Annotated in this window: 22 protein-coding genes; 11 read left to right on the top strand and 11 right to left on the bottom strand. The window is 63.7% G+C overall.

The features are described 5' to 3' along the window. Positions 1-214 precede the first annotated feature (214 nt). The 6 genes from FJW04_RS12260 (at position 215) to FJW04_RS12235 (ending at position 4,842) form a co-directional block, all read left to right on the top strand. Positions 215-976: an acyl-homoserine-lactone synthase gene (locus FJW04_RS12260; RefSeq protein ID WP_140660059.1), complete on the top strand. Its 762-nt coding sequence runs from the start codon at positions 215-217 to the stop codon at positions 974-976. 143 nt (positions 977-1,119) lie between these two features. Next, a complete protein-coding gene (locus FJW04_RS12255; protein WP_015314280.1) occupies positions 1,120-1,269 on the top strand; it encodes a DUF3096 domain-containing protein in 150 nt (49 codons plus the stop codon). A 162-nt stretch (positions 1,270-1,431) separates the two neighbouring features. Beyond that, positions 1,432-1,656: an aa3-type cytochrome c oxidase subunit IV gene (locus FJW04_RS12250; protein WP_015314279.1), complete on the top strand. Its 225-nt coding sequence runs from the start codon at positions 1,432-1,434 to the stop codon at positions 1,654-1,656. Between the two features lie 87 nt (positions 1,657-1,743). Then, positions 1,744-3,018 carry a Re/Si-specific NAD(P)(+) transhydrogenase subunit alpha gene (locus FJW04_RS12245; RefSeq protein WP_140714340.1) on the top strand — a complete coding sequence of 425 codons (1,275 nt, stop codon included), beginning with the start codon at positions 1,744-1,746 and terminating at the stop codon, positions 3,016-3,018. Further along, on the top strand, positions 3,015-3,443 hold the full coding sequence (locus FJW04_RS12240) for a proton-translocating transhydrogenase family protein (protein ID WP_174361964.1): 429 nt from the start codon (positions 3,015-3,017) through the stop codon (positions 3,441-3,443). Before FJW04_RS12245 ends, FJW04_RS12240 begins: the two co-directional genes overlap by 4 nt. A 1-nt stretch (position 3,444) precedes the next feature. Continuing rightward, positions 3,445-4,842: an NAD(P)(+) transhydrogenase (Re/Si-specific) subunit beta gene (locus FJW04_RS12235; RefSeq protein WP_140714339.1), complete on the top strand. Its 1,398-nt coding sequence runs from the start codon at positions 3,445-3,447 to the stop codon at positions 4,840-4,842. A gap of 74 nt (positions 4,843-4,916) precedes the next feature. Here the strand turns inward: FJW04_RS12235 and FJW04_RS12230 are convergent, their stop codons facing one another. The 4 genes from FJW04_RS12230 to FJW04_RS12220 all read right to left on the bottom strand — a co-directional run bounded on the left by FJW04_RS12230 (position 4,917) and on the right by FJW04_RS12220 (position 9,589). Then, a complete protein-coding gene (locus tag FJW04_RS12230) occupies positions 4,917-5,834 on the bottom strand; it encodes a membrane protein (RefSeq protein ID WP_015314275.1) in 918 nt (305 codons plus the stop codon). Positions 5,835-6,050: 216 nt separating this feature from the next. After that, positions 6,051-8,522, bottom strand: a complete 2,472-nt coding sequence (gene gyrB, locus FJW04_RS12225) for a DNA topoisomerase (ATP-hydrolyzing) subunit B (protein WP_140615003.1) — start codon at positions 8,520-8,522, stop codon at positions 6,051-6,053. 327 nt (positions 8,523-8,849) lie between these two features. Next, positions 8,850-8,975 carry a hypothetical protein gene (locus tag FJW04_RS30535; RefSeq protein ID WP_281405541.1) on the bottom strand — a complete coding sequence of 42 codons (126 nt, stop codon included), beginning with the start codon at positions 8,973-8,975 and terminating at the stop codon, positions 8,850-8,852. Between the two features lie 44 nt (positions 8,976-9,019). Further along, positions 9,020-9,589, bottom strand: a complete 570-nt coding sequence (locus FJW04_RS12220; RefSeq protein WP_140714338.1) for an NADPH-dependent FMN reductase — start codon at positions 9,587-9,589, stop codon at positions 9,020-9,022. A gap of 212 nt (positions 9,590-9,801) precedes the next feature. Between FJW04_RS12220 and FJW04_RS12215 the strand changes: the two genes are divergently transcribed. Beyond that, positions 9,802-11,175, top strand: a complete 1,374-nt coding sequence (locus FJW04_RS12215) for a cytochrome P450 (protein ID WP_140714336.1) — start codon at positions 9,802-9,804, stop codon at positions 11,173-11,175. 13 nt (positions 11,176-11,188) lie between these two features. On the opposite strand, the gene FJW04_RS12210 is transcribed toward FJW04_RS12215, so the two are convergent. After that, on the bottom strand, positions 11,189-12,166 hold the full coding sequence (locus FJW04_RS12210; RefSeq protein WP_140714334.1) for a complex I NDUFA9 subunit family protein: 978 nt from the start codon (positions 12,164-12,166) through the stop codon (positions 11,189-11,191). Positions 12,167-12,434: 268 nt separating this feature from the next. Next, on the bottom strand, positions 12,435-12,716 hold the full coding sequence (locus FJW04_RS12205; RefSeq protein ID WP_015314270.1) for a hypothetical protein: 282 nt from the start codon (positions 12,714-12,716) through the stop codon (positions 12,435-12,437). Between FJW04_RS12205 and FJW04_RS12200 the strand changes: the two genes are divergently transcribed. After that, positions 12,715-12,936, top strand: a complete 222-nt coding sequence (locus FJW04_RS12200) for a hypothetical protein (RefSeq protein ID WP_140714331.1) — start codon at positions 12,715-12,717, stop codon at positions 12,934-12,936. The genes FJW04_RS12205 and FJW04_RS12200 overlap by 2 nt on opposite strands. 25 nt (positions 12,937-12,961) lie before the next feature. Here the strand turns inward: FJW04_RS12200 and FJW04_RS12195 are convergent, their stop codons facing one another. The 5 genes from FJW04_RS12195 to FJW04_RS12175 all read right to left on the bottom strand — a co-directional run bounded on the left by FJW04_RS12195 (position 12,962) and on the right by FJW04_RS12175 (position 17,418). Then, positions 12,962-13,963, bottom strand: coding sequence for an Ldh family oxidoreductase (locus tag FJW04_RS12195; RefSeq protein ID WP_140714329.1), 1,002 nt, complete (start codon positions 13,961-13,963; stop codon positions 12,962-12,964). Positions 13,964-14,070: 107 nt separating this feature from the next. Beyond that, a complete protein-coding gene (locus FJW04_RS12190; protein WP_015314268.1) occupies positions 14,071-14,880 on the bottom strand; it encodes an ABC transporter permease in 810 nt (269 codons plus the stop codon). After that, positions 14,880-15,545 (bottom strand): ABC transporter permease, encoded by a 666-nt coding sequence (locus tag FJW04_RS12185; RefSeq protein ID WP_041163582.1) that lies wholly within the window; start codon positions 15,543-15,545, stop codon positions 14,880-14,882. Before FJW04_RS12185 ends, FJW04_RS12190 begins: the two co-directional genes overlap by 1 nt. Positions 15,546-15,749: 204 nt before the next feature. Beyond that, entirely contained in the window at positions 15,750-16,547 is a 798-nt protein-coding gene (locus tag FJW04_RS12180; protein ID WP_140614991.1) for a transporter substrate-binding domain-containing protein, read from the bottom strand. A gap of 55 nt (positions 16,548-16,602) precedes the next feature. Further along, a complete protein-coding gene (locus FJW04_RS12175) occupies positions 16,603-17,418 on the bottom strand; it encodes an ABC transporter ATP-binding protein (protein ID WP_015314265.1) in 816 nt (271 codons plus the stop codon). A gap of 213 nt (positions 17,419-17,631) precedes the next feature. Between FJW04_RS12175 and FJW04_RS12170 the strand changes: the two genes are divergently transcribed. The 3 genes from FJW04_RS12170 (at position 17,632) to FJW04_RS12160 (ending at position 20,806) form a co-directional block, all read left to right on the top strand. Further along, complete coding sequence (locus FJW04_RS12170) at positions 17,632-18,504, top strand: dimethylarginine dimethylaminohydrolase family protein (RefSeq protein WP_140614989.1); 873 nt, start codon at positions 17,632-17,634, stop codon at positions 18,502-18,504. Next, complete coding sequence (locus tag FJW04_RS12165; RefSeq protein ID WP_015314263.1) at positions 18,474-19,145, top strand: TetR family transcriptional regulator C-terminal domain-containing protein; 672 nt, start codon at positions 18,474-18,476, stop codon at positions 19,143-19,145. Before FJW04_RS12170 ends, FJW04_RS12165 begins: the two co-directional genes overlap by 31 nt. A gap of 80 nt (positions 19,146-19,225) precedes the next feature. Beyond that, the gene (locus FJW04_RS12160) at positions 19,226-20,806 is read left to right on the top strand and encodes a 5-guanidino-2-oxopentanoate decarboxylase (protein ID WP_140614985.1); all 1,581 of its coding nucleotides are present in this window, start codon (positions 19,226-19,228) and stop codon (positions 20,804-20,806) included. The last annotated feature ends 159 nt before the right edge of the window (positions 20,807-20,965 follow it).

Genomic DNA, 20,965 nt, shown 5'->3' with positions numbered 1-20,965 from the left:
CGCTCCAGTGCTTTTCGCGCCCGAGTTTGCAGCGCCTTTCATAGGAATGAAGGCTTGGATTAGAGCGTCCAGGCTGCCCCTTCGGCAACCACTCCGCAGCCATAGATCTCCAGCTGTTAAGGTTAACAAGTGGTAAACCAGTGGGATCCAATTTTCGGCTTGTGTCTCATTTCAACTCGAATAGCCTGTTCACGGCGGATACGAGGACTTGAGAATGGATGCTGCGAGAAACGATGCGCGGGCTGGCGCCAGCTCCAATGCTGGGTCGGCGCTGAACCAGTCGATCATGCAATTGCTGGAGCATGTCGACTACCGTCTCATCACTGGAGGCGAGGATCTGGAGGCGATCTACCGCCTTCGCTATCAATCCTACCTGCAATCGGGCATGTGCGGCCCGATCGCCAGCGGGATGTTCGAGGATCGCTGGGACAATCTGCCGAATTCCTATCGGTTCGGCGTCTATTTCGATGGACACCTGGTCAGCACGTTACGGCTTCACTACATTTCCAGAGAGCACCCTCATTCGCCGTCCGTTGATGCCTATCCCGAAATATTGGCCGAGCGGCTTGCCCGCGGAGAGACGTTCATCGACGGGACTCGTTTCGCAACCGATGCCGACAGTGCGCCCGCGCCCGGAGTTCTGCCTTTTCTGACGCTCAGGCTTGGCATGGTGGCCGCTTCTTACTTTGGGCTTACCGCAGTGCTAACGCCGGTCAAGATCGAGCACTCCGCTTACTATGCTCGTATCTTTCATGCCGTTCAGAGGACAGAGGGCAAGGTGTTCCCGGGAGTCCTTGCGCCGATCGCTCTGTTCGAAATCCCGTGCGGCGAAAACTTGCGCCAGACACTCGAACGGTTCCCGTTCTTTAAGTCGACAGCCGTGGAACAGCGGATGATGTTCGCCAATCCGGCCATCAACCGGCTGACGCCGCTGTCCATAGTGCCGACGGCGAAATACTACCGCGATGCTGCCTGAACGGGCGTCGTCCTTGCATCTGAACCTTCCCGCGGCTTCGCCGTTATAGGTAGCGGCATCGCCATCAAGTGTCGCCGCGATCCTGCCCAACGGGCATTTCGCCCCGGGCTCCTGTCGCATTGTTCGTGGGAAGGAATACGGCCATGACCATCCACTCGCTCGCGCTCACACCGCTTATCTCGCTGATCGCCGGCGTGCTGATCCTGATCATGCCGCGGCTCCTGAACTACATCGTCGCGCTCTATCTGATTGTCGTTGGGCTGCTCGGGCTTTTTCCTCACCTTGCTGGCTGAGACGCTAGGCAGGGGCTCGCTCAAAAGCCATCCCGCGGGCATCGGCCGCCAGTTTCAATTTTCCCTTGAGGGAGTTGTCGGCTGCGATGCGGCAATAGCGCCATTGCCCTGCGCCCAGCTTTTCGGTATGTGCCTGAAAGATGTCTTCGAAGGGGTATTCCTATGGCTGAGCACACGCCGAGCGGTCCTGTAGAACTGGGCGCGAAGATGGACTATGCCGAGCATGACCGCACCTATGCGGGCTTCCTGGCGCTGGCCAAATATGGCTCGCTCTTCTGCGGCGCGCTTCTCCTGGCGATGGCTTTCGGCTTCTTCGCGGGCGGCTTCTTCTCCGCGCTGATCCTGTTCGTGCTTATTCTGGCAGTCGGCGCCTTCATTCTGCGATAGACCTTCCAAAACGCTCTTGCGGTTGACGTCGCCGGATATCCCGGTCGACACTTCGCGCAGACAGGTTCCGGCCGAAAGGATCATGCGGTGGGACAGACGGTTTTCATCCCTCGTGAGCTCGACGCGAACGAGCCGCGTGTCGCGGCTTCGCCCGATACGGTGAAGCGGCTGACGGCCCTGGGTTTCGACGTGGTCGTCGAAGCCGGTGCCGGCACCCGCTCGCGTATCCCCGACGAAGAGTTTGCCAAGACAGGTGCTGTCATCGGCAAGGCCTCGGATGTCGCCAAGGCCGATGTCGTGCTGAAGGTTCGCCGGCCAACGGATGCCGAGCTGAAGAGTTACAAATCCGGCGCCGCGGTGATCGCCATCATGGATCCCTACGGCAACGATGCGGCTGTCGCGGCCTTGGCCAAAGCCGGCGTCACCGCCTTCTCGATGGAGTTCATGCCGCGCATCACCCGCGCGCAATCGATGGACGTCCTGTCCAGCCAGGCCAATCTTGCTGGCTACCAGGCGGTGATCGACGGAGCCGCCGAATACGACCGGGCGCTGCCGATGATGATGACGGCGGCTGGCACGGTGCCGGCTGCCAAGGTCTTCATCATGGGCGTCGGCGTTGCCGGCCTGCAGGCGATCGCCACCGCGCGCCGTCTCGGTGCCGTCGTCACCGCCACCGACGTTCGGCCCGCCGCCAAGGAACAAGTCGCCTCGCTCGGCGCGAAGTTCCTCGCCGTCGAGGACGAGGAGTTCAAGGCGGCCGAGACCGCCGGCGGCTATGCCAAGGAAATGTCGAAGGAGTACCAGGCCAAGCAGGCGGCGCTGACCGCCGAACACATCGCCAAGCAGGACATCGTCATCACCACGGCGCTGATCCCCGGCCGGCCTGCGCCGAAGCTGGTGTCGGCGGCGATGGTCGCCTCGATGAAGCCGGGCTCGGTGATCATCGACCTCGCCGTCGAGCGTGGCGGCAATGTCGAGGGCGCCGAGGCCGGCAAGATCGTCACCACGGTCAACAATGTAAAGATCGTCGGTCATCTCAACGTGCCAGGTCGCATCGCGGCATCCGCCTCGCTGCTTTATGCCAGGAACCTGTTCGCCTTCGTCGAGACGCTCGTCGACAAGACGACCAAGACGCTTGCCATTAATCGCGACGACGATCTGGTCAAGGCAACCATGCTGACCGACGGCGGCAAGGTCGTTCATCCGGCCTTCGCCAAGGCCGACCAGCAGCCTTATGTCGAGCCGGCCGCGATCCCGGCCACGACCATGGTCGCCGATGCCACGGCCGCGCCCAGGAAGGCCGCGCCCGGGAAGACCGCCGCATCCAAGTCACCCTCGCCGAAGCCGAAAGGGACCGCGTGATGGACCAGACCTTGCAGAAAGCCTTGGATCAGCTCGACCAGGCAAGCGCTGCCGTTCGGCTCGCGGTGCAGAACCTGGCCAATGCCCCAGGCGGTGCAGAGGCGGCCGGTGATGCCGCGCATGCGCTCTCGGGCGGGGCCATCGATCCCTTCGTCTTCCGTTTCGCCATCTTCATCCTGGCGATCTTCGTCGGCTATTACGTCGTCTGGTCGGTGACCCCGGCACTGCACACGCCGCTGATGGCCGTCACCAACGCCATCTCGTCCGTCATTGTCGTCGGTGCGCTGCTCGCCGTCGGCATCGCGGCCTCCGGCGTCGCCGCCGGCTTCGGTTTCGTCGCGCTGATGCTGGTCTCGGTCAACATCTTCGGCGGCTTCCTCGTCACCCAGCGCATGCTGGCCATGTACAAGAAGAAGGACAAGTGACGTGACCGTCAATCTCGCCTCCTTCCTCTATCTGGTATCCGGCGTCCTGTTCATCATGGCGTTGCGCGGCCTCTCGCATCCGACCACCAGCCGGCAGGGCAATCTCTACGGCATGGTCGGCATGGGCATCGCCATTGCCACCACGCTGGCGCTGGCAACCCCGTCCGCCGGCCGCTTCGGCCTGATCGTGCTTGGTCTCGCCATCGGCGGTGGCGTCGGCGCCGTCACGGCCAGGCGCATTGCCATGACCTCGATGCCGCAGCTGGTCGCCGCCTTCCATTCGTTGGTCGGCCTTGCCGCCGTCATGGTGGCGGCCGCGGCCATCTATGCGCCGGAAAGCTTCGGCATCGGCGCGGCGGGTGACATCCATGCCCAGGCGCTGGTTGAGATGAGCCTTGGCGTCGCCATCGGTGCCATCACCTTCACCGGCTCAGTCATTGCCTTCCTGAAGCTCGACGGCCGCATGTCGGGCAAGCCGATCATGATCGGCGGCCGTCACGTCATCAACGCTGCCCTTGGCGTGGCCCTGATCGTGCTGATCGTGCTGCTGGTCACCACGGAATCGAAACTGGTGTTCTGGCTGATCGTTGCCGCCTCGCTGGTGCTCGGCGTGCTCCTGATCATCCCGATCGGTGGCGCCGACATGCCGGTGGTCGTATCGATGCTGAATTCCTATTCCGGCTGGGCGGCCGCCGCCCTTGGCTTCACGCTCGGCAATCTGGCGCTGATCATCACCGGCGCGCTGGTCGGCTCGTCGGGCGCGATCCTGTCCTACATCATGTGCAAGGGCATGAACCGAAGCTTCATCTCGGTCATCCTCGGCGGCTTCGGCGGCGAGACCGCCGCTGCGGCCGATGACGGCATCGAGCGCACCGTCAAGCAGGGTTCGGCCGACGATGCCGCCTACCTCATGATGAACGCGCAGAAGGTCATCATCGTGCCGGGTTACGGCATGGCGGTCGCCCAGGCGCAGCATGCGCTGCGTGAAATGGCCGACAAGCTCAAGGCCAACGGCGTCGACGTCAAATATGCCATCCACCCCGTCGCCGGCCGCATGCCCGGCCACATGAATGTGCTGCTCGCCGAAGCCAACGTGCCGTACGACGAAGTATTCGAGCTCGAGGACATCAACTCGGAGTTTGCCCAGGCCGACGTCGCCTACGTCATCGGCGCCAACGACGTCACCAACCCGTCCGCGCGCGACGACAAGTCGTCGCCCATCTACGGCATGCCGATCCTCGACGTCGACAAGGCCCGCACCTGCCTGTTCGTCAAGCGCTCGCTCGGGTCCGGCTATGCCGGCATCGACAACACGCTGTTCTACAAGGACGGCACCATGATGCTGCTCGGCGACGCCAAGAAGATGACCGAGGAAATCGTCAAGGCGATGGATCACTGACCGGTCGGTCTTGATCGTCGAATAGAAAGAGCCCGGTCGATGCCGGGCTCTGTAATTTTGGCGTGATGCTGCCTTCAGCCGTTGGTCAGGAACACCGCTTCCTCTTCATCGCGCTGCCTGCCGCCGAGCGCTGCGGCCGCACTGGCGATGAAGGCGCCGATGACCAGCGACAAGGCGCCGAGAAGCGCGAAAGTGGCGCTTGCTTTCCTTGCCGTGTCGGCCGCCTGCTTCGCCTTGACCTTTGCGTCCTGCGCCTTCGCCAGCACCGTGTCGACACGCGTCTTGGCATCAGCCTCGGAAAGGCCGGTGCGCGCGGCGACCAATTGCGCAAGATAGGTCTTGTCTTCCGCCGAAACCTCGCCGGCGACGGCGCCGGCAATCAGGATCCGCGAGGCCTGCCCGGCCGCGGCGGCTTCGTCGGCAGGATTGGCGGTGGCGAGCTTGGCCGGATCGGCAGGGCGGAACAGCGAATCCACCAGATAGGAGGTCGCATTGTCGGTCGATGCACCGCTGGCATTCGCCGAGGCGCCGGCCGACGCACCCATGGCGGCTCCCGAGGCCACGGTGGACGCGGCCTGCACACCTGAACCAATCGCGGCGGAAAGTGCCGAGCCAAGCACGCCGGCGACCAGCAAGGTGGCCAGCGCCCAGGCGAGAAAGCCGTGCGCGGTGTCACGGAAATAGACTTCGTCGGTGTGGATGCCGACCCATTTGGTCCGCAACCGGCCCGCAAGGTAGCCGCCTACACCGGCGGACAGCCACTGCACGATCACCAGCCAGACGGCGGTGGAAACCGCGAAGGTGGTGATTGACGCGCCAGAGCCCGACCATGGTGAAACCATGCTGAGCCCAAGGCCTGAGCCGAGCAGCATGAGGATGAACGTCAACGTCGAGGCCGCGAAAGCGCCGGCGATGATCGGTCCCCAGCTGACGGCGGTGGAGGACGATTCCGTGGAAGCGGATACGTCGACAGCCGATAGGGTGGACTGCATCGACGCCCCCTACCGTACGAACAGCATGATGAGGATGATGATCGGAATCGGAATGCCGAGCAACCAGAGTAGAATGCCGCGTCCCATGAAAAGCCTCCTGCAAGAAATTGTGATGGACACTGTCACAATGTCTTCGAAGGCCTTCTGTTCCGGCGCATCCTCATTATTGGCGCGGGCACGAGCTATGCCAATCTGTCAAAAAGGCTGTGCGAAACCTCAAATATCCAGGTTGGCGACCGACAGTGCGTTGTCCTGGATGAACTCGCGCCGAGGCTCCACCTCGTCACCCATCAGCCGCGAGAACAGGCTGTCGGCATCGGTCGCATCGTTGACCTTGACCTGCAGCAGCGAACGCACGTTCGGGTCAAGCGTGGTTTCCCAGAGCTGCTCGGCATTCATTTCGCCGAGACCCTTGTAGCGCTGCATGGTCAGCCCCTTGCGGCCGGTCGCAAAGACCGCGTTGAGCAGCGCCAGCGGTCCCGAGACTGTTTCGGACACCTCCTTGCGGCGCAGCACCGGCGGCGCCCCGTAGACTTCGCTGAGGCGCTGCGCGTAGCGATCGAGCTGGCGTGCGTCGGCGGAATTGATCAACGCCATGTCGAGATGGGCGTATTCCTTGACGCTGCGCACGGTGCGTTCGAAGACATAGCCGCCGATGCCCTCGTTCGAGGTCGACATGCGGCCGGTCCAGCCGCGCTCGGTGTCCTCGGCAATGATGTCAAGGCGTTGCGCGATCCGCTCCGCCATCGCGTTGGCGCGGCCAAGATCGGCGAAGATTTCGGGATTGAGCCCGCCGGCGATCGCCGCCTGCTCGACGACGTCGCGGTTATAGCGCGTGTGCAAGCCGTTGATGAGCTGGCGCACGGCAAGCGCATCGGCGACGGCGCCGTGCAGATCCTGTCCGGTCCGCACTTCCCCTGAGCCGAGCGTAAGGGACGCTTCCTCCAACCCCGAATCGATCAGGAATTCTTCGAAGGCGCTCTCATTCTTAATGTATTGCGAGCTCTTGCCGCGCGTCACCTTGTAGAGCGGCGGCTGGGCGATGTAGAGGTGGCCGCGCTCGATCAGCTCCGGCATCTGCCGGAAGAAGAAAGTGAGCAGCAAGGTCCTGATATGGGCGCCGTCGACGTCCGCGTCGGTCATCAGGATGATCTTGTGGTAGCGCAGCTTGTCGGCGTTGAATTCGTCCTTGCCGATCGAGGTGCCGAGCGCGGTGATCAGCGTGCCGATCATGTCGGACGAGAGCATGCGGTCGAAGCGGGCCCGCTCGACATTGAGGATCTTGCCGCGCAGGGGAAGGATTGCCTGGTTTTGGCGCGAACGGCCGCCCTTCGCGGAGCCGCCGGCCGAGTCACCCTCGACGATGAAGATTTCGGACTTCGCCGGATCGCGTTCCTGGCAATCGGCCAGCTTGCCGGGCAGCGAGGTGACGCCCAGCGAGGTCTTGCGGGTGATGTCGCGAGCCTTGCGCGCCGCTTCACGCGCCGCCGCGGCCTGGATCACCTTGTCGACGACCACCTTGCCCTCGGTCGGATGCTCTTCGAGCCACGTGCCGAGCGCTTCGTTGACCAGTCCCTCGACCACGGGACGAACCTCCGACGAGACCAGCTTGTCCTTGGTCTGCGACGAGAATTTCGGATCGGGAACCTTGACCGACAGCACCGCCGTCAGGCCCTCGCGGCAATCGTCGCCGATCAGCGAGACCTTTTCCTTCTTGGTCAGCCCCGAAGATTCGCCATAGCCGGTGATCTGGCGGGTCAGTGCGCCGCGAAAACCGGCCAGATGGGTGCCGCCATCGCGCTGCGGGATGTTATTGGTGAAGGCCAGCACATTCTCGTGGTAACTGTCGTTCCACCACATCGCCACTTCCACGGTGATGCCGTCACGCTCGGCCCTGATGGAGATAGGCTTCCCGATCAGCGGTTTCTTGACCCGGTCGAGATATTTGACGAACTCTTCCAGGCCGCCATCATAGTGCAGTTCGTGCTTCACGACGTCGGCATGACGTGCGTCTGTCAGAACGATGCGCACGCCGGAGTTCAGGAAGGCGAGTTCGCGCAGCCGGTGCTCCAGCGTGCCGAAATCGAATTCGACCATGGTAAAGGTCTCGGACGACGGAAAGAAGGTGACCTCGGTGCCGCTGCGGCCCTCATTGGTGCCTGGGCGCTTGTCCTGCTCGTAGCTGCCGATCGCCTTCAGCGGCGCATCGGCATTGCCGTGGGTAAAGCTCATCTCGAAGACCTGGCCGTTGCGGCGGATCTTGAGCTTCAGCCAGGCCGACAGCGCGTTGACCACCGAGACGCCGACGCCATGCAGACCGCCAGACACCTTGTAGGAGTTCTGGTCGAACTTTCCGCCGGCATGCAGCTGCGTCATGATCACTTCGGCCGCCGAAATGCCTTCGCTGGGGTGAATGTCGGTTGGAATGCCACGGCCATTGTCGATAACCGTCACCGAACCGTCGGGATTGAGCGTCACCGAAACCAGGTCGGCATGGCCGGCCAGCGCCTCGTCGATGGCGTTGTCGACCACTTCGTAGACCATGTGATGCAGGCCCGAGCCGTCATCGGTATCGCCGATATACATGCCCGGCCGCTTGCGGACGGCGTCCAACCCCTTCAAAACCTTGATGGAATCGGCGCCGTATTCGGCTTCAGCGCCGTTTGTGTTCTCGGTCTGGTCGCTCATGAAAACCTGTTGTCTAGATGCCGCTTTTACAGCGCGAAAAATCGGCCCCGAATCGCGCTTCTGATATGGGGTAGATATAGGCGCTAAAGGCGGTTTTTCCAAGGTTTGCAGGCATTTCCGGCGCGAATGCCGAGCCGGCAGCCGGCTATTTTTTTCGGGCGTTGAATTTAGCCAGGAGGCCGCGCAAATATTTGACCGTGGATTTGTCCCTGGGCGCCAGCCGGCCCGTCTGGTCGAGCTCCAGCGAAACCAAGTTTCCTCAGCGCCGCTTCCATCGCTTCGCCGCCTTGGGCGGGGTTGGCAAGCGGCCGGACCAGCCGGTAGTCGTCATTGGCCATGACCAATGGCCACGTGCCGCTCGGCCGCCGCGATAGCGGTGGTCGCAAGCATCAGCAGCATGGTAAACAGCAAACGCAGTCGAACCGCCCCCCGGCTCAGTCGTTTGCCGACCATTCCACCTCTTTATGGCGCAAGCAAGCCGCGCTGAGGCGGCTCTCTCAGGCGGCGCGCATCGGTTTCAACGCCTCGCTCCAGCGCAACAGTTCGTCCAGCATGGTCTTGGTCCCGCTCCGCACTTGCTCGCTGGCATCGAAGGCGCCGTTCTCGTCGAGCAGTTTCTGGTACAGCGGCAGCGCGACACCTTCCGGGATAGGCATGATCCCGACCGAGGTCAGCAGCGGCTTCAGCGCCTGCGCCGCGCGCAGGCCGCCGGAGACACCGCCATAGCTGAAGATCGCAGCGGGCTTGTATTTCCATTCGCGGGCGAGATAGTCGATCGCGTTGATGATCGCGGGTGCGGCGAAGTAATTGTATTCCGGCGCCACGAACACGAAGGCGTCAGCGGCATCCATCGCCTTCGACCAGGCCTTGGTGTGGTCGTTCTGATAATTGCCGAGCCTTGGATGATGCGGTTCATCCAGGACCGGCAGGTTGAACGCGGCTATGTCGGTCAGCACTGGCTCGAATTTTCCGTGTTCGCGTACGAACGTCTCCAGCCATTCGGCGAAAACCGGGCCAGCGCGGCCGGGCCGCGTGCTGCCGATGATGATGTTCAACTGGTGCTTCAAGGCAGGCTCCTTTGTCAGGCAGTATCTGTTGGTGACGGCCACTACGGCAGAGCGTTCCAGCAGGCAAGGTTGGATCCCTGAAGGAACGGTCACGATCGGATGAACAGACCGTCCGCCCTGGCGTTCCCGCCGTCATCGGTCCGGTTTGCCGTTCGGTGACATGGACGCCGGAGGTGGCAGCCACTACATTGATGGGAACAGCGGAGCACTTCATGGACACGCAGCCCGCCCCATTCGTTCCTCCCGCCCCGAAGCCGCGCACGTCGCCGCCTTCGACGCTGGAAATGATCCGCATCGTCTATCGCAACCCGCTCGAACTCTGGGGCGAGCCGACCTACAACGAACCCTGGATTTCTGCCAAGGGCGCTGGTGGGCCGCTGGTCATCGCCAATGATCCGGGCCTGATCCGGCATGTGCTGGTCGACAACGCCAAGAACTACAAGATGGCGACGGTGCGCCAGAAGATACTGAGGCCGATCCTGCGCGACGGCCTGCTGACGGCCGAGGGCGAGGTGTGGAAGCGGTCGCGCAAGGCAATGGCGCCGGTGTTCACGCCACGCCACATTTTCGGCTTCGCCCAGCCGATGCTGAAACGGACGCTGGAGTTCGTCACCCGTTACGAGGCCGGCGGCACGTCCGATATCGCCCATGACATGACGCTGCTCACCTATTACATCCTCGCCGAGACGCTGTTTTCCGGCGAGATCGCGGGCGAGCCCGGCAGTTTCGCCAACGAGATCGACCGCCTGTTCGAAACCATGGGCCGCGTGGATCCGCTCGACCTGCTGCGCGCGCCCGACTGGCTGCCGCGGCTGACCCGTATCCGCGGCCGCAAGACCATGGCCTATTTCCGCAAGATCGTGACCGACACGGTCAAGATGCGCGAAGAGAAGTTCAGGCGCGACCCCGATGCCGTGCCGCAGGATTTCCTGACGCTGCTGCTCAAGGCCGAAGGCCCCGACGGACTGACGCGCCCGGAAGTCGAGGACAACATCATCACCTTCATCGGCGCCGGCCACGAGACCACGGCGCGCGCGCTCGGCTGGACGCTCTATTGCCTGGCCGAATCGCCCTGGGAGCGCGACCGGGTCGAACAGGAGATCGACCGGGTGCTGGCGCGCGAGCCCGATCCGGCGAAGTGGCTCGACGCCATGCCGCTGACACGCGCCGCTTTCGACGAGGCGCTTCGGCTCTACCCGCCGGCGCCATCGATCAATCGCGAGCCGATCGTTCCGGAAATGTGGAAGGATCTTTATATCCCCAAGCACGCCGCCGTGCTGGTGATGCCATGGGTCGTTCACCGCCACAGGAAGCTGTGGGACCGGCCCGACGCCTTCCTGCCCGAACGCTTCCATCCGGGAAACCGTGAAAAGATCGACCGTTTCCAATATCTGCCCTTCGGCGCCGGCCCGCGCGTCTGCATCGGCGCCAGCTTCGCCATGCAGGAGGCGATCATCGCGCTCGCCATCCTCTTGTCACGCTTCCGCTTCGACGCGACCGCTGAAACAAAACCCTGGCCGGTGCAGAAATTGACCACGCAGCCGCAAGGCGGTCTGCCGATGCGGGTCACGCCTCGCCCTCGCTGAGGGCCGACGCTTCTTATACCGCGGGCCTACGCTGCTGGAACTGGCCGGCGGCGCGGAAGCGCCAGAGGTAGCTCGGCAGGATCGTCGCGATCGATTGCGGCTGGATGCCGAGCCCCGCCAGTGTCCGGTTGGCCTTGGCGGCTTCGTCCGAAACGATGTTGTGCTCGCGCAACTGCATCACCTGGTCCTTGGTCAGCAGCGGATTGGGCAACAGGCCGAGGATCGAGGCCTGGATGTTTGCCATCCACCACGGCACCGGCACCAGCAGGCGCTTGCGCTCGATAACCGTGAGCAGTTCCTGCATGCACTCCTTGAAGGTGAGCACGTTGGGGCCGCCGAGCTCGTAAACCTGGCCGCCATCGATCTTGCCATCGACCGAACGCGCGACAGCCTCCGCCACGTCACCGACATAGACCGGCTGGAACTTGGTCTGGCCGCCGCCGATCAGCGGCAGCACCGGCGAATAACGCGCCATGTTCGCGAACCGGTTGAAGAAGCTGTCCTCCGGCCCGAAATTGATCGACGGCCGCAAGATCACGGCATCGGCGATCGTCTCCAGCACGGCCTTTTCACCGAGCGCCTTGGTGCGCGCATAATCCGATTCGGAATCCGGATCGGCGCCGAGCGCCGAAATATGGGTGAGCCCGGCGCCGACGGAGCGCGCCGCCTCGGCGATGGCGCGAGCACCGAATTCGTGCACGGCGGAGAATTTCTGCCGGCCGCTCTCATGCAGGATGGCGACGAGATTGACGACATGGTCGGCACCTTGCACGGCGCGGTCGACCGACCAGCGCACGCGCACATTGGCCTGCACCGGCTGGATCTGGCCGACATTGCCGAGCGGCTGCAAATGGCCGGCAAGGTCGGGCCGCCGGCAGGCGACCCTGATGCGATAACCGCGCTTGGCCAGCGCCCGCACGACATGACGGCCGACAAAGCCTGACCCGCCAAAGACGACGACGAGCTTTGGGGTCTGCAGGATTTCGGTCATGGCGGGCTCCGGCGCGCGTTCCAGATGGCTTGGCTGAGCCGTTTCATAGTCCGTTTTGCGCCAAAGGCAAAGGGCGACGCGTCGTCGCGTCATCCTTGTTTTTCGCGCAAATCAAAGAAAAAGTAAGACGCGGTTTTCCTGCGACAAGCGCACGAATCATATCTTGGCCCTGCGAGCGACAAACGCAGAAAACCCCGCCGAAGCGGGGTTTCCCGGATGACATCCATGAGGTGTCAGGGGCCGACGAGCGGCCTGACCTGAGACGGTATCAGGAGGGCGTGAAGCAAGTACGCCCACCCCAGCCCTGAACATCCGACATGGTGCCACCAACCTTCTTGCATGCGGCGACGAAATCGGCGCTGCAGTTGGCGAATTTCGCATGGCCGTTCTTGCAGTAGTGGTCCTCGGTGGCGCCGCCACCCGGCGCGGTAATGACGCCCGGGTTGGCCGGCTTGACCGGTGCGGCCTTCAAATTGGCAGCCTGCGTGGCGCCCATGAAGGAACCGAGCAGGAGGACGGCGGTCAGCATGGTGGTCTTGGTGTTGGTCATGATGATTTCCTTTGATTTGAGGTTGGGTTTCCGGGACGCGGGGGGCGATGCCTTTCGCGCGAAGCAGACTTTCGATTTTGATTTTGCTGTTCCCCGGTCTGGATCGGGCAAGCTCACCTTGCCCTGGACAAACGTTGGTCGCCCGGGCGCTCAAAAAGGTTCAGGACGCGCGCGAAAAAAAACGCGCACAACCGCGCGTCAGGCGGGGGCGGCCAAGTAATCGTCTGCAAAGAAAGGAGAAGAAATCAGGCCGAGTAGCGTTCGGCGAATTCTGAGATGCGCTGGATCACTGCCTTGGGCGCGGTGATGCCGCGCGCCTGCGCCTTTTCGGCCGCTTCGGCGCGGGCGCGGCCTGGCACGTGAACGCCGAAGCGCCGCCGCAGCCGGTCAAGCTGGTCTTTCATGCGCTGCTCGAAGCCCGGGTCGAGCAGCTTGGGCTCGACGGCAAGCACGAACAGGCCCGTCCCGGGGCTGTCCGGGCCGCCGCTGAACCATGGCGCGTCGAGTGACCAGTTGGCGCCCGACAGGCCGGCCGCCAGCACTTCGACCATCAGCGCGATGTTGGCGCCGCGCTGGCCGCCGAAGGCGAGCATGGCGCCCTTCATGGCCGCCGCCGGATCGGTGGTCGGGTTGCCGCTGGCGTCCAGCGCCCAGCCTTCGGGGATCTTCTTGCCGTCCTCGGCGGCCTTGCGGATGTTGACAAAGGCGGTGGCGCTCGACGACTGGTCGATGACCAGCGGCGCGCCGTCGGCGGCGGGGGCGGCGAAAGACATCGGGTTGGTGCAAAAGACCGGCTTGACCGAGCCTGAGCCGGCCAGGACGGCCGGACCATTGGTTGCGGCGAAGGACACCAGCCCCTGCGCGGCCAGCCGGCCGGTGAAGTAGCCGAGCGCCCCGCAGGTGTAGGCGTTCTTCTGCGAGAAGATGGCGACGCCGAACAGTCTTGCCGCCTTGGCGAGGTCGTCGATGGTGCGGTCGAAGCCGGTATGCGCCAGCCCGCCGCGTGCGTCCGAGAGATAGACGGCCAGCGCCGGCCGGGTGATCACAGGATCGGCATTGCCGTCGATGCGTCCGGCCTCGAGCGCTTCGAGGTAGTCGATGAAATGTGTGAGCCCGACGGCTGCAAGTCCCTCTGCCTCGGCCGCGATGATCGAGGCGGTGAGCGATTGCGCTGCTTCCTCGTTGGCGCCGGCGCCAAGTGCCGCCATCCGGCACAGCCCTTTTGCCTGGTCGAGACTGAGTTGCATGGCGATTGCCCTTAGTGAGTAGTGAGTAGGGGTTGGTGAGTGGTGAGTTGTGGAGTGCGCGGCAGCAACTTCCTACTTACCAATCCCTACCCACCACTCACTTGAACCTAGCCGATCTTGACCGGGATTCGTGCCTCGATCCGGCTGAAGGCGAAGACCAGAATGCCGGTGATCGCCATATAGATCAACGCCAGGAGCAGCAAGGGCTCGTAGGTGAGATAGGTGTCCTGCCGCACCTTGGACGAGACGGCGAAGATGTCGATCACGCTGATGGTTGCCACCAGCGGTGTCGATTTCAGCTGCAGCACGGTCTCGCCGGTCAGCGTCGGCAGCGCCCGGTAGAAGGCTTGCGGCAGCCAGATGCGGCGGAAGATCTTCCATCGGCTCATGCCGAAGGCGCGGGCGGCTTCCAGCTGCCCCTTGGGCACGCCGGCAAAGGCGCCGCGCATCACTTCGCCCTCGTAGCCGGCGAAGGACAAGGTCAGCGCCAGCACGCCGTACGGCCAGGCCTGCCTGAGATAGGGCCACATCCAGGATTCGCGGATCCATGGATATTGCGGGAAAAGCGAGCCCAGCCCGTAATAGAGCAGCCATAGCTGCAGAAGCAGCGGCGTGCCGCGGATGATGGTGCAGAAGACTTTCGCAGGTGCCGCGACCCAGATCGAGCCGGCCGCCTGCGCCAGCCCGACGGGCACGGCGATCATGAAGCCGAGCGTACAGGTGACGGCCAGGATCCACAGGGCACGCCAGATGCCCATCAGGCCCATTTCCCAATATTGCGGCAGCCAGTCCCAGCGCATGAAGAAGGCGGCCGACGCCACCAGCCCCAGCGCGATCAGGATCAGCACGATGCGATGCGGCTGCAGCCAGAGCGATGCGCGCGCCGCCGTGTCGATGATGACCGTTTCGCTGGTCATCAGCGTGCCTCCTTGATCGAAGGCATGCCGCGCCGCGCCCATTTCTCCGCGCGGCCAAGCAGGAGGTTCGAAACCAGTGTCACGCAGAGATAGAGCACGCCGGCGGCGAGGAAGAAAACCAGATATGCCTTGGTGACGCCCGCCGCCTGTCGTGTCGCCAGTGTCAGTTCGAAGAAGCCGACGACGGCCAGCAGCGCGGTGTCCTTGGTGGCGATCAACCACAGATTGGCGAGGCCCGGAATGGCGAAAGGCAGCATCGCCGGCAGCGTGATGCGCCGCAACAGAAGGCCGGGAGACATGCCGAAGGCGCGGGCGGCTTCGATCTGGCCCTGCGGGATAGCGAGGATCGCGCCGCGGATGACTTCCGTCGAATAGGCGCCCTGGACGAAGCCGAGCACGGCGATGCCGGCCACCAGCCCGCTGATGTCGACACGCTGGTAACCCATCGCCGTCAGCACCTGGTTTATCAGGTCGGTGCCGGCATAGTAGAGCAGCAGGATCAGCACCAGTTCCGGCACGGCGCGCACCACGGTGGTGTAGACCGCGAACAGGTCGCGCACCACGGGTCCGCCGTAAAGCTTGCCATAGGCACCGCAGGTTCCAATCAGCAGGCCGACGATGGTCGCGCCGACGGCGATCTCTAGCGAATGCAGGAGCCCGAGCAAGAGCGTCCCGCCCCAGCCGACGGGAGCCGGCGAGAGCAGTTCGACGATGCCGGCCGCGGAGGCCGGAAGAAAGGATTCGATCAGCTTCGCCCCCGGATTGCTGGCTCTGTCCGCCGGCACCAGCAGCCGGCGGCAAGCATGCGTGGACAGGCCGGCTGGAGGACGAGGGCGTCAGCGCCCTGTCCTCCAGCCGATGCGAGGGTCTCAGTTCGACTGCGTGGCGCCACCGTAAATGTCGAAATCGAAATATTTCTTCGAGATCTCGTCATATTTGCCGTTGGCGCGGATCGCCTTGATGCCGGCGTTGATCTTCTCTTTCAGGGCGGTGTCTTCCTTGCGCACGCCGGCGCCGACGCCCGGTCCGAGCACCTCGTCGTCAGGGGCCACCATGCCCTTGAGATCGCAGCAGGCCTTGCCCTGGTCGGTCTTGAGGAACTCCTTGAGCGCGATGGAATCGGCCTGCACCGCGTCGAGGCGGCCCGCGGCGAGGTCGTTGTTGGCTTCGTCCTGCGTCTGGTATTCCTTGATCTCGGATGCGGTGGGGCCGAAATGCTTCTTGGCGTAGACGGCATGCACCGTCGACACCTGGACGCCGAGGACCTTGCCCTTGAGATCGTCGGGCGTGGCGCCGAACTTCTGGTCCTTGGGGCCGATGATGGCGGTCGGGGTGTTGTAGTATTTGTCGGAGAAGTCGATGGTCTTCTTGCGTTCGTCGGTGATCGACATCGACGAGACGATGAGGTCGATCTTCTTGGTGGTCAGTGCCGGGATGATGCCGTCCCAGGCGACAGGGGTGATGACGCAGTCGAGCTTCTCTTCGGCGCACACGGCGTCGATGAAGTCGATCTCCCAGCCGACCCATTTGCCCGAAGCATCGGGCGAGGTGAAGGGCGCGTAGGGTTCGGCGGCGACGCCGATCTTGACCGGATCGGCCTTGGCCACGCCCATGGCGGCGACGCCGAGCAGCAGCGCCGCGGCGAATGTCTTCAGAACAGTCTTCATTTCAGAACTCCCAGTTTGTTGTTGGTTCCCGGTTTTCTTCCGTCCCGGCCTGTCCCTAGCCGATGTTGCGGATGAACTGCTTTAGCCTTTCGGACTTGGGCGCGCCGAAGATCTGCTCCGGCGGGCCTTCCTCCTCGACCAACCCGTTGTAGAGGTAGACGACGTGGGTCGCGACCTCGCGGGCGAATTTCATTTCGTGGGTGACCAGCACCATGGTGCGGCCTTCACGGGCCAGATCGCCAATCACCTTCAGCACTTCGCCGACCAGTTCGGGATCGAGCGCCGAGGTCGGTTCGTCGAACAGCATGACGCGCGGATTGATGGCCAAGGCGCGAGCGATCGCGGCGCGCTGCTGCTGTCCGCCGGAGAGATAGGCCGGATAGACGTCGCGCTTCTCGGCCAGACCGACGCGCACCAGCAGCTTTTCGGCCTGGGCGACAGCCTGGTCGCGCTTGACGCCCAGCACATGAACGGGAACCTCGATGACGTTTTCGATCAGCGTCATATGGCTCCACAGGTTGAAGTTCTGGAACACCATGCCGAGCTTGGAGCGGATGCGTTCGATCTGCCTGCGGTCGGCCGGAATCGTATGGCCATGGCTGTCCGCCTTGAGCTTGATCTCCTCGCCATTGACCCGAATGATGCCGCTGGTCGGGTTTTCCAGGCAGTTGATGCAGCGCAGCAGCGTCGATTTGCCTGAGCCCGAGCCGCCGATGATGGCGATGACCTCGCCGTCGCGCGCCGACAGCGATACGCCCTTCAGCACATGCAGTTGACCGAATTTCTTGTGCAGGTTCTCGACATGGATGGCTTCTGCGGCGCCGTCCTGCGCCTCGCCGGATGGGACTTTGGCAGCTGCCACAGCGCTCACCAAATGACCTCCATATCGCCGCCGGCGGTTCGTCGAACGTCTATCCGGCTAATCAACATACGCTGTACTGCCTCGCTCCAGACCTCAAGCATGGACCCAACAGAGCGAGCCCGTCAATCCCGCTCATTACGGCACTTGCGGCCTTGTTGTGCAAGTGTATAAATAACCTCTCATGAAATTTTCTCGGTTTTTTTCAGCTTAAAAAGGGCATCGATGAGCGCTTTCGGATCTCAGTCCATGGCGGCGCCGCTACGGCGCGTGCTGATGCGGTCGGCGGCCAACGCCATGCGCGACGCCGACCGGGCTGCCTGGCACTATGGTCCGGGATTCAACCCGGCGAAAGCGGCCTCGCAGCACGCAGTCCTTGCTGAACTGGTGGCGGCGTCCGGCGCCGAGATCGAATGGATCGAGGACAAGGCCGACGGACTTTCGGATTCGGTGTTCACGCACGACCCTTCGCTGATGACCGACCGCGGTGCGCTGATCCTGTCCATGGGCAAGCCGCTGCGCGCCAGGGAGCCTTCGCTGCATGAAGAAACCTACAGAAGGCTGGGCATTCCGATCCTTGGTCGCGTCGAGGCTCCTGGCCAGGTCGAAGGTGGCGACTGTGTATGGGTGGATGCCCGCACGCTGGCGATCGGGCGCGGTGTCCGTTCCAACCAGGAAGGCATCCAGCAGGTTTCCAACCTGCTGTCGCCGCTGGGGATTTCCGTCTACGGCTTCGATCTGCCGCTGTGGCAGGGCGAAGAGGCGTGCCTGCATCTGATGTCGGTTATCAGCCCGCTGGCCGACGACCTGGCGCTGGTCTATTCACCGCTTTTACCGGCCCCTTTCTATCAGACGCTGAAGGCACGCGGCATCCGGCTGGTCGAAGGCGACGCCGAGGAGTTCGCGGCTTCCAACGGCCTCAGTCTCAACGTACTGCCGACCAGCCCGCTCAAGGTCATTGCCGTTGCGGGCTTTCCCAGGACCAAGGCCGCCATGGAAGCCGCCGGATGCACGGTTGAGATCTTCGAGGCGGACGCGCTCTGCATCGCCTGCGAAGGCGGGCCGACATGCCTGACGCGACCGATCCTGCGCCAATGAATGGGCGCCGTAAGTTCCGTCGCGAGGGCGAGGAGCGGCGGCGGCAGGATCTGATAGAGGCGACTCTGGACAGCGTGGCGGAATATGGCCTTCAAGGCGCCAGCCTGCGCACCATCGCATTGCGTGCCGGCGTCACCGCCGGGCTGATCCGGCATTATTTCCCGGGCAAGGAAGAATTGCTGCAGGAAGCCTATACGGCGCTGGTCGACCGCATGACCGAGCAGGCGAAGGCGGCATTGGTCATGGATGATGCCTCGCCGCGCCAGCGTCTTGCGGCTTTCATCACCGCCAATCTCAATGCGCCGATCATCGACGCGCGGGTGTTTTCGCTCTGGGCAACCTTCATCGGCCGCGCCAGTGCGGATCCCGCCCTGGCCCGTGCCCACCGCGAAGGCTACCTTGGCTTTCGCAACGAGGTGGAAGCAGTTGTGGCCGACGTGCTCGCCGCCGAACAGCACAAGCCGGACGCAACCCAGTTGCGCCACCATGCCATCGCGATCAATGCGATCATCGACGGGCTCTGGATCGAAGGCTGCCTGGCCGGCGAGATGTTCTCGCCCGGCGAATTGGCGGCGATTGGCATCAAGGCTGTCGAGTCCGAACTCGGCCTCGCGCCGCTGGAGCAATTCCTGGAAAAATGAGAAGCGGTTTTCCCGGGAAAAGCGCGCAGCGCTTCCCCCTTGGGAATTGCGTAGAAACAAAGAGATAGGGGAGAAAACCAATGACCACTGTGGGCGAAGCGCTCATTTCGCTGCTCGAGGCGCATGGCGTCGACACCGTGTTCGGCATTCCCGGCGTCCACACGGTCGAACTCTATCGCGGTCTTGCGCGCTCGAAGATTCGCCACATCACGCCGCGCCACGAACAGGGCGCCGGCTTCATGGCCGACGGCTATGCGCGCGCCGGCGGCAGGCCGGGCGTCGCCTTCGTCATCACCGGGCCGGGGCTGACCAACACCATCACCGCCATGGGCCAGGCGCGCGCCGATTCGGTGCCGATGCTGGTGATCTCCGGCGTTAACGCCACCGACACGCTCGGCAAGGGGCTTGGCTTCCTGCACGAATTGCCCGATCAGCGCGGCATGATGGAGAAGGTAGCGCTGTTGTCGCTACACGTGACCGGGGCCAGCGAATTGCCCGGTGCGCTGGCGCGGGCTTTCGCCCTGTTTTCCTCGTCTCGGCCCGGCCCTGTGCATATAGAGATCCCGACCGATATCATGGTCAAGCCGGCGGACGGATTGTCGGCAGCCTTGAGCAATGCCGGGCCGCCGGCGCCAGAGCGTGCCGCCATTGCCAGGGCTGCCGAACTCGTCGCCACCGCACGCCGCCCGCTCATCCTTGCAGGCGGCGGCGCCAAGAAAGCCGATGCGGCGCTGCGGCGCCTTGCCGAAAGGCTGGGCGCGCCGGTTGTCGAGACCACCAACGCGCGCGGTCTCATGCATGGCCATCCGCTTTGCGTGCCGGCAAGCCCAAGCCTCAAGGCGGTTCGCGCGCTCATGGCCGGGGCCGATCTGGTGATCGCCGCCGGTACCGAATTCGGCCCGACCGACTATGACGGCTATGGCGACGGTGGCTTCGTACTGCCTTCGAACCTGATCCGTATCGACATCGGCGCCGACCAGCTTGCGCGGCGTCCGGTGACGGTCGCCATCCAGGCCGATTGCGCCGAGGCGATCGAGGCGCTGCTTGCGGCGATCGATCCCGCCCACAGCGCTGGCGAAGATGGCCATGGCCGCGCCGCGGCGGCGCGAAAGGCCGCTTTTGCCGAGTTGAGCCCGGCCTATGCGGCGCAGGTGCGTGCCGTGGAAATGATCCGCGACGCTTTGCCCGGTGCCATCATCGTTGGCGACTCGACCCAGCCGATTTACGCCGCCAACCTCTATTACGACCACGACCGGCCCGGCGGCTGGTTCAATGCCGCGACCGGCTTTGGCGCGCTTGGCTACGGTCCGCCGGCGGCGATCGGTGCGGCACTTGCCGTGCCCGATGCGCCGGTTGTCTGCCTGACCGGCGACGGGGGCTTCCAGTTCACCTTGCCGGAGATAGCGGTGGCGCTCGATTCTGGAGCGCCCGTCATCTTCGTGGTCTGGAACAACAGAGGCTATCGCGAGATCGAGACCTCGATGCTCGATGTCGGCGTGGAACCTGTCGGCGTGTCGCCGGCGCCGCCGGATTTCTGCAAGCTTGCCGAAGCCTATGGCATTGGTGCCGAAAGGCTGGCCGACATCGACGCCTTGCCACAGGCGCTCAGGCACGCCCGGGCAACGGGGCTGCCGCGCGTCATCGAAGTCACGGTCGTCTGAAACATCCGGGCCGTCCTTGCCGACAGGAAGTGGACCATTTGCCGGCTTGGTTTTTGCAAGACCTGATCCGCTTCCGGGCGGCTTCGTTATTCGGCGATGCCCTGACGCATGCAAAGACGTGACGGCTGCCATGTCGAGATATCGGTTGAGTGATCGACT

The organism is Mesorhizobium sp. B2-7-3 (assembly GCF_006440715.1).
GTDB lineage: Bacteria > Pseudomonadota > Alphaproteobacteria > Rhizobiales > Rhizobiaceae > Mesorhizobium > Mesorhizobium australicum.
This window is presented reverse-complemented; position numbering and strand designations above follow the sequence as displayed.

What these genes read in the sequence shown, in the direction of transcription:
- FJW04_RS12250 (WP_015314279.1), top strand. Translation starts at nt 1,432, where the DNA reads ATGGCTGAGCACACGCCGAGCGGTCCTGTAGAACTGGGCGCGAAGATG.
- FJW04_RS12170 (WP_140614989.1), top strand. Translation starts at nt 17,632, where the DNA reads ATGAGCGCTTTCGGATCTCAGTCCATGGCGGCGCCGCTACGGCGCGTG.
- FJW04_RS12210 (WP_140714334.1), bottom strand. Translation starts at nt 12,166, where the DNA reads ATGACCGAAATCCTGCAGACCCCAAAGCTCGTCGTCGTCTTTGGCGGG.
- FJW04_RS30535 (WP_281405541.1), bottom strand. Translation starts at nt 8,975, where the DNA reads ATGGTCGGCAAACGACTGAGCCGGGGGGCGGTTCGACTGCGTTTGCTG.
- FJW04_RS12230 (WP_015314275.1), bottom strand. Translation starts at nt 5,834, where the DNA reads ATGCAGTCCACCCTATCGGCTGTCGACGTATCCGCTTCCACGGAATCG.
- FJW04_RS12200 (WP_140714331.1), top strand. Translation starts at nt 12,715, where the DNA reads ATGATGATTTCCTTTGATTTGAGGTTGGGTTTCCGGGACGCGGGGGGC.
- FJW04_RS12180 (WP_140614991.1), bottom strand. Translation starts at nt 16,547, where the DNA reads ATGAAGACTGTTCTGAAGACATTCGCCGCGGCGCTGCTGCTCGGCGTC.
- FJW04_RS12160 (WP_140614985.1), top strand. Translation starts at nt 19,226, where the DNA reads ATGACCACTGTGGGCGAAGCGCTCATTTCGCTGCTCGAGGCGCATGGC.
- FJW04_RS12215 (WP_140714336.1), top strand. Translation starts at nt 9,802, where the DNA reads ATGGACACGCAGCCCGCCCCATTCGTTCCTCCCGCCCCGAAGCCGCGC.
- FJW04_RS12195 (WP_140714329.1), bottom strand. Translation starts at nt 13,963, where the DNA reads ATGCAACTCAGTCTCGACCAGGCAAAAGGGCTGTGCCGGATGGCGGCA.
- FJW04_RS12260 (WP_140660059.1), top strand. Translation starts at nt 215, where the DNA reads ATGGATGCTGCGAGAAACGATGCGCGGGCTGGCGCCAGCTCCAATGCT.
- gyrB (WP_140615003.1), bottom strand. Translation starts at nt 8,522, where the DNA reads ATGAGCGACCAGACCGAGAACACAAACGGCGCTGAAGCCGAATACGGC.
- FJW04_RS12165 (WP_015314263.1), top strand. Translation starts at nt 18,474, where the DNA reads ATGCCTGACGCGACCGATCCTGCGCCAATGAATGGGCGCCGTAAGTTC.
- FJW04_RS12255 (WP_015314280.1), top strand. Translation starts at nt 1,120, where the DNA reads ATGACCATCCACTCGCTCGCGCTCACACCGCTTATCTCGCTGATCGCC.
- FJW04_RS12190 (WP_015314268.1), bottom strand. Translation starts at nt 14,880, where the DNA reads ATGACCAGCGAAACGGTCATCATCGACACGGCGGCGCGCGCATCGCTC.
- FJW04_RS12205 (WP_015314270.1), bottom strand. Translation starts at nt 12,716, where the DNA reads ATGACCAACACCAAGACCACCATGCTGACCGCCGTCCTCCTGCTCGGT.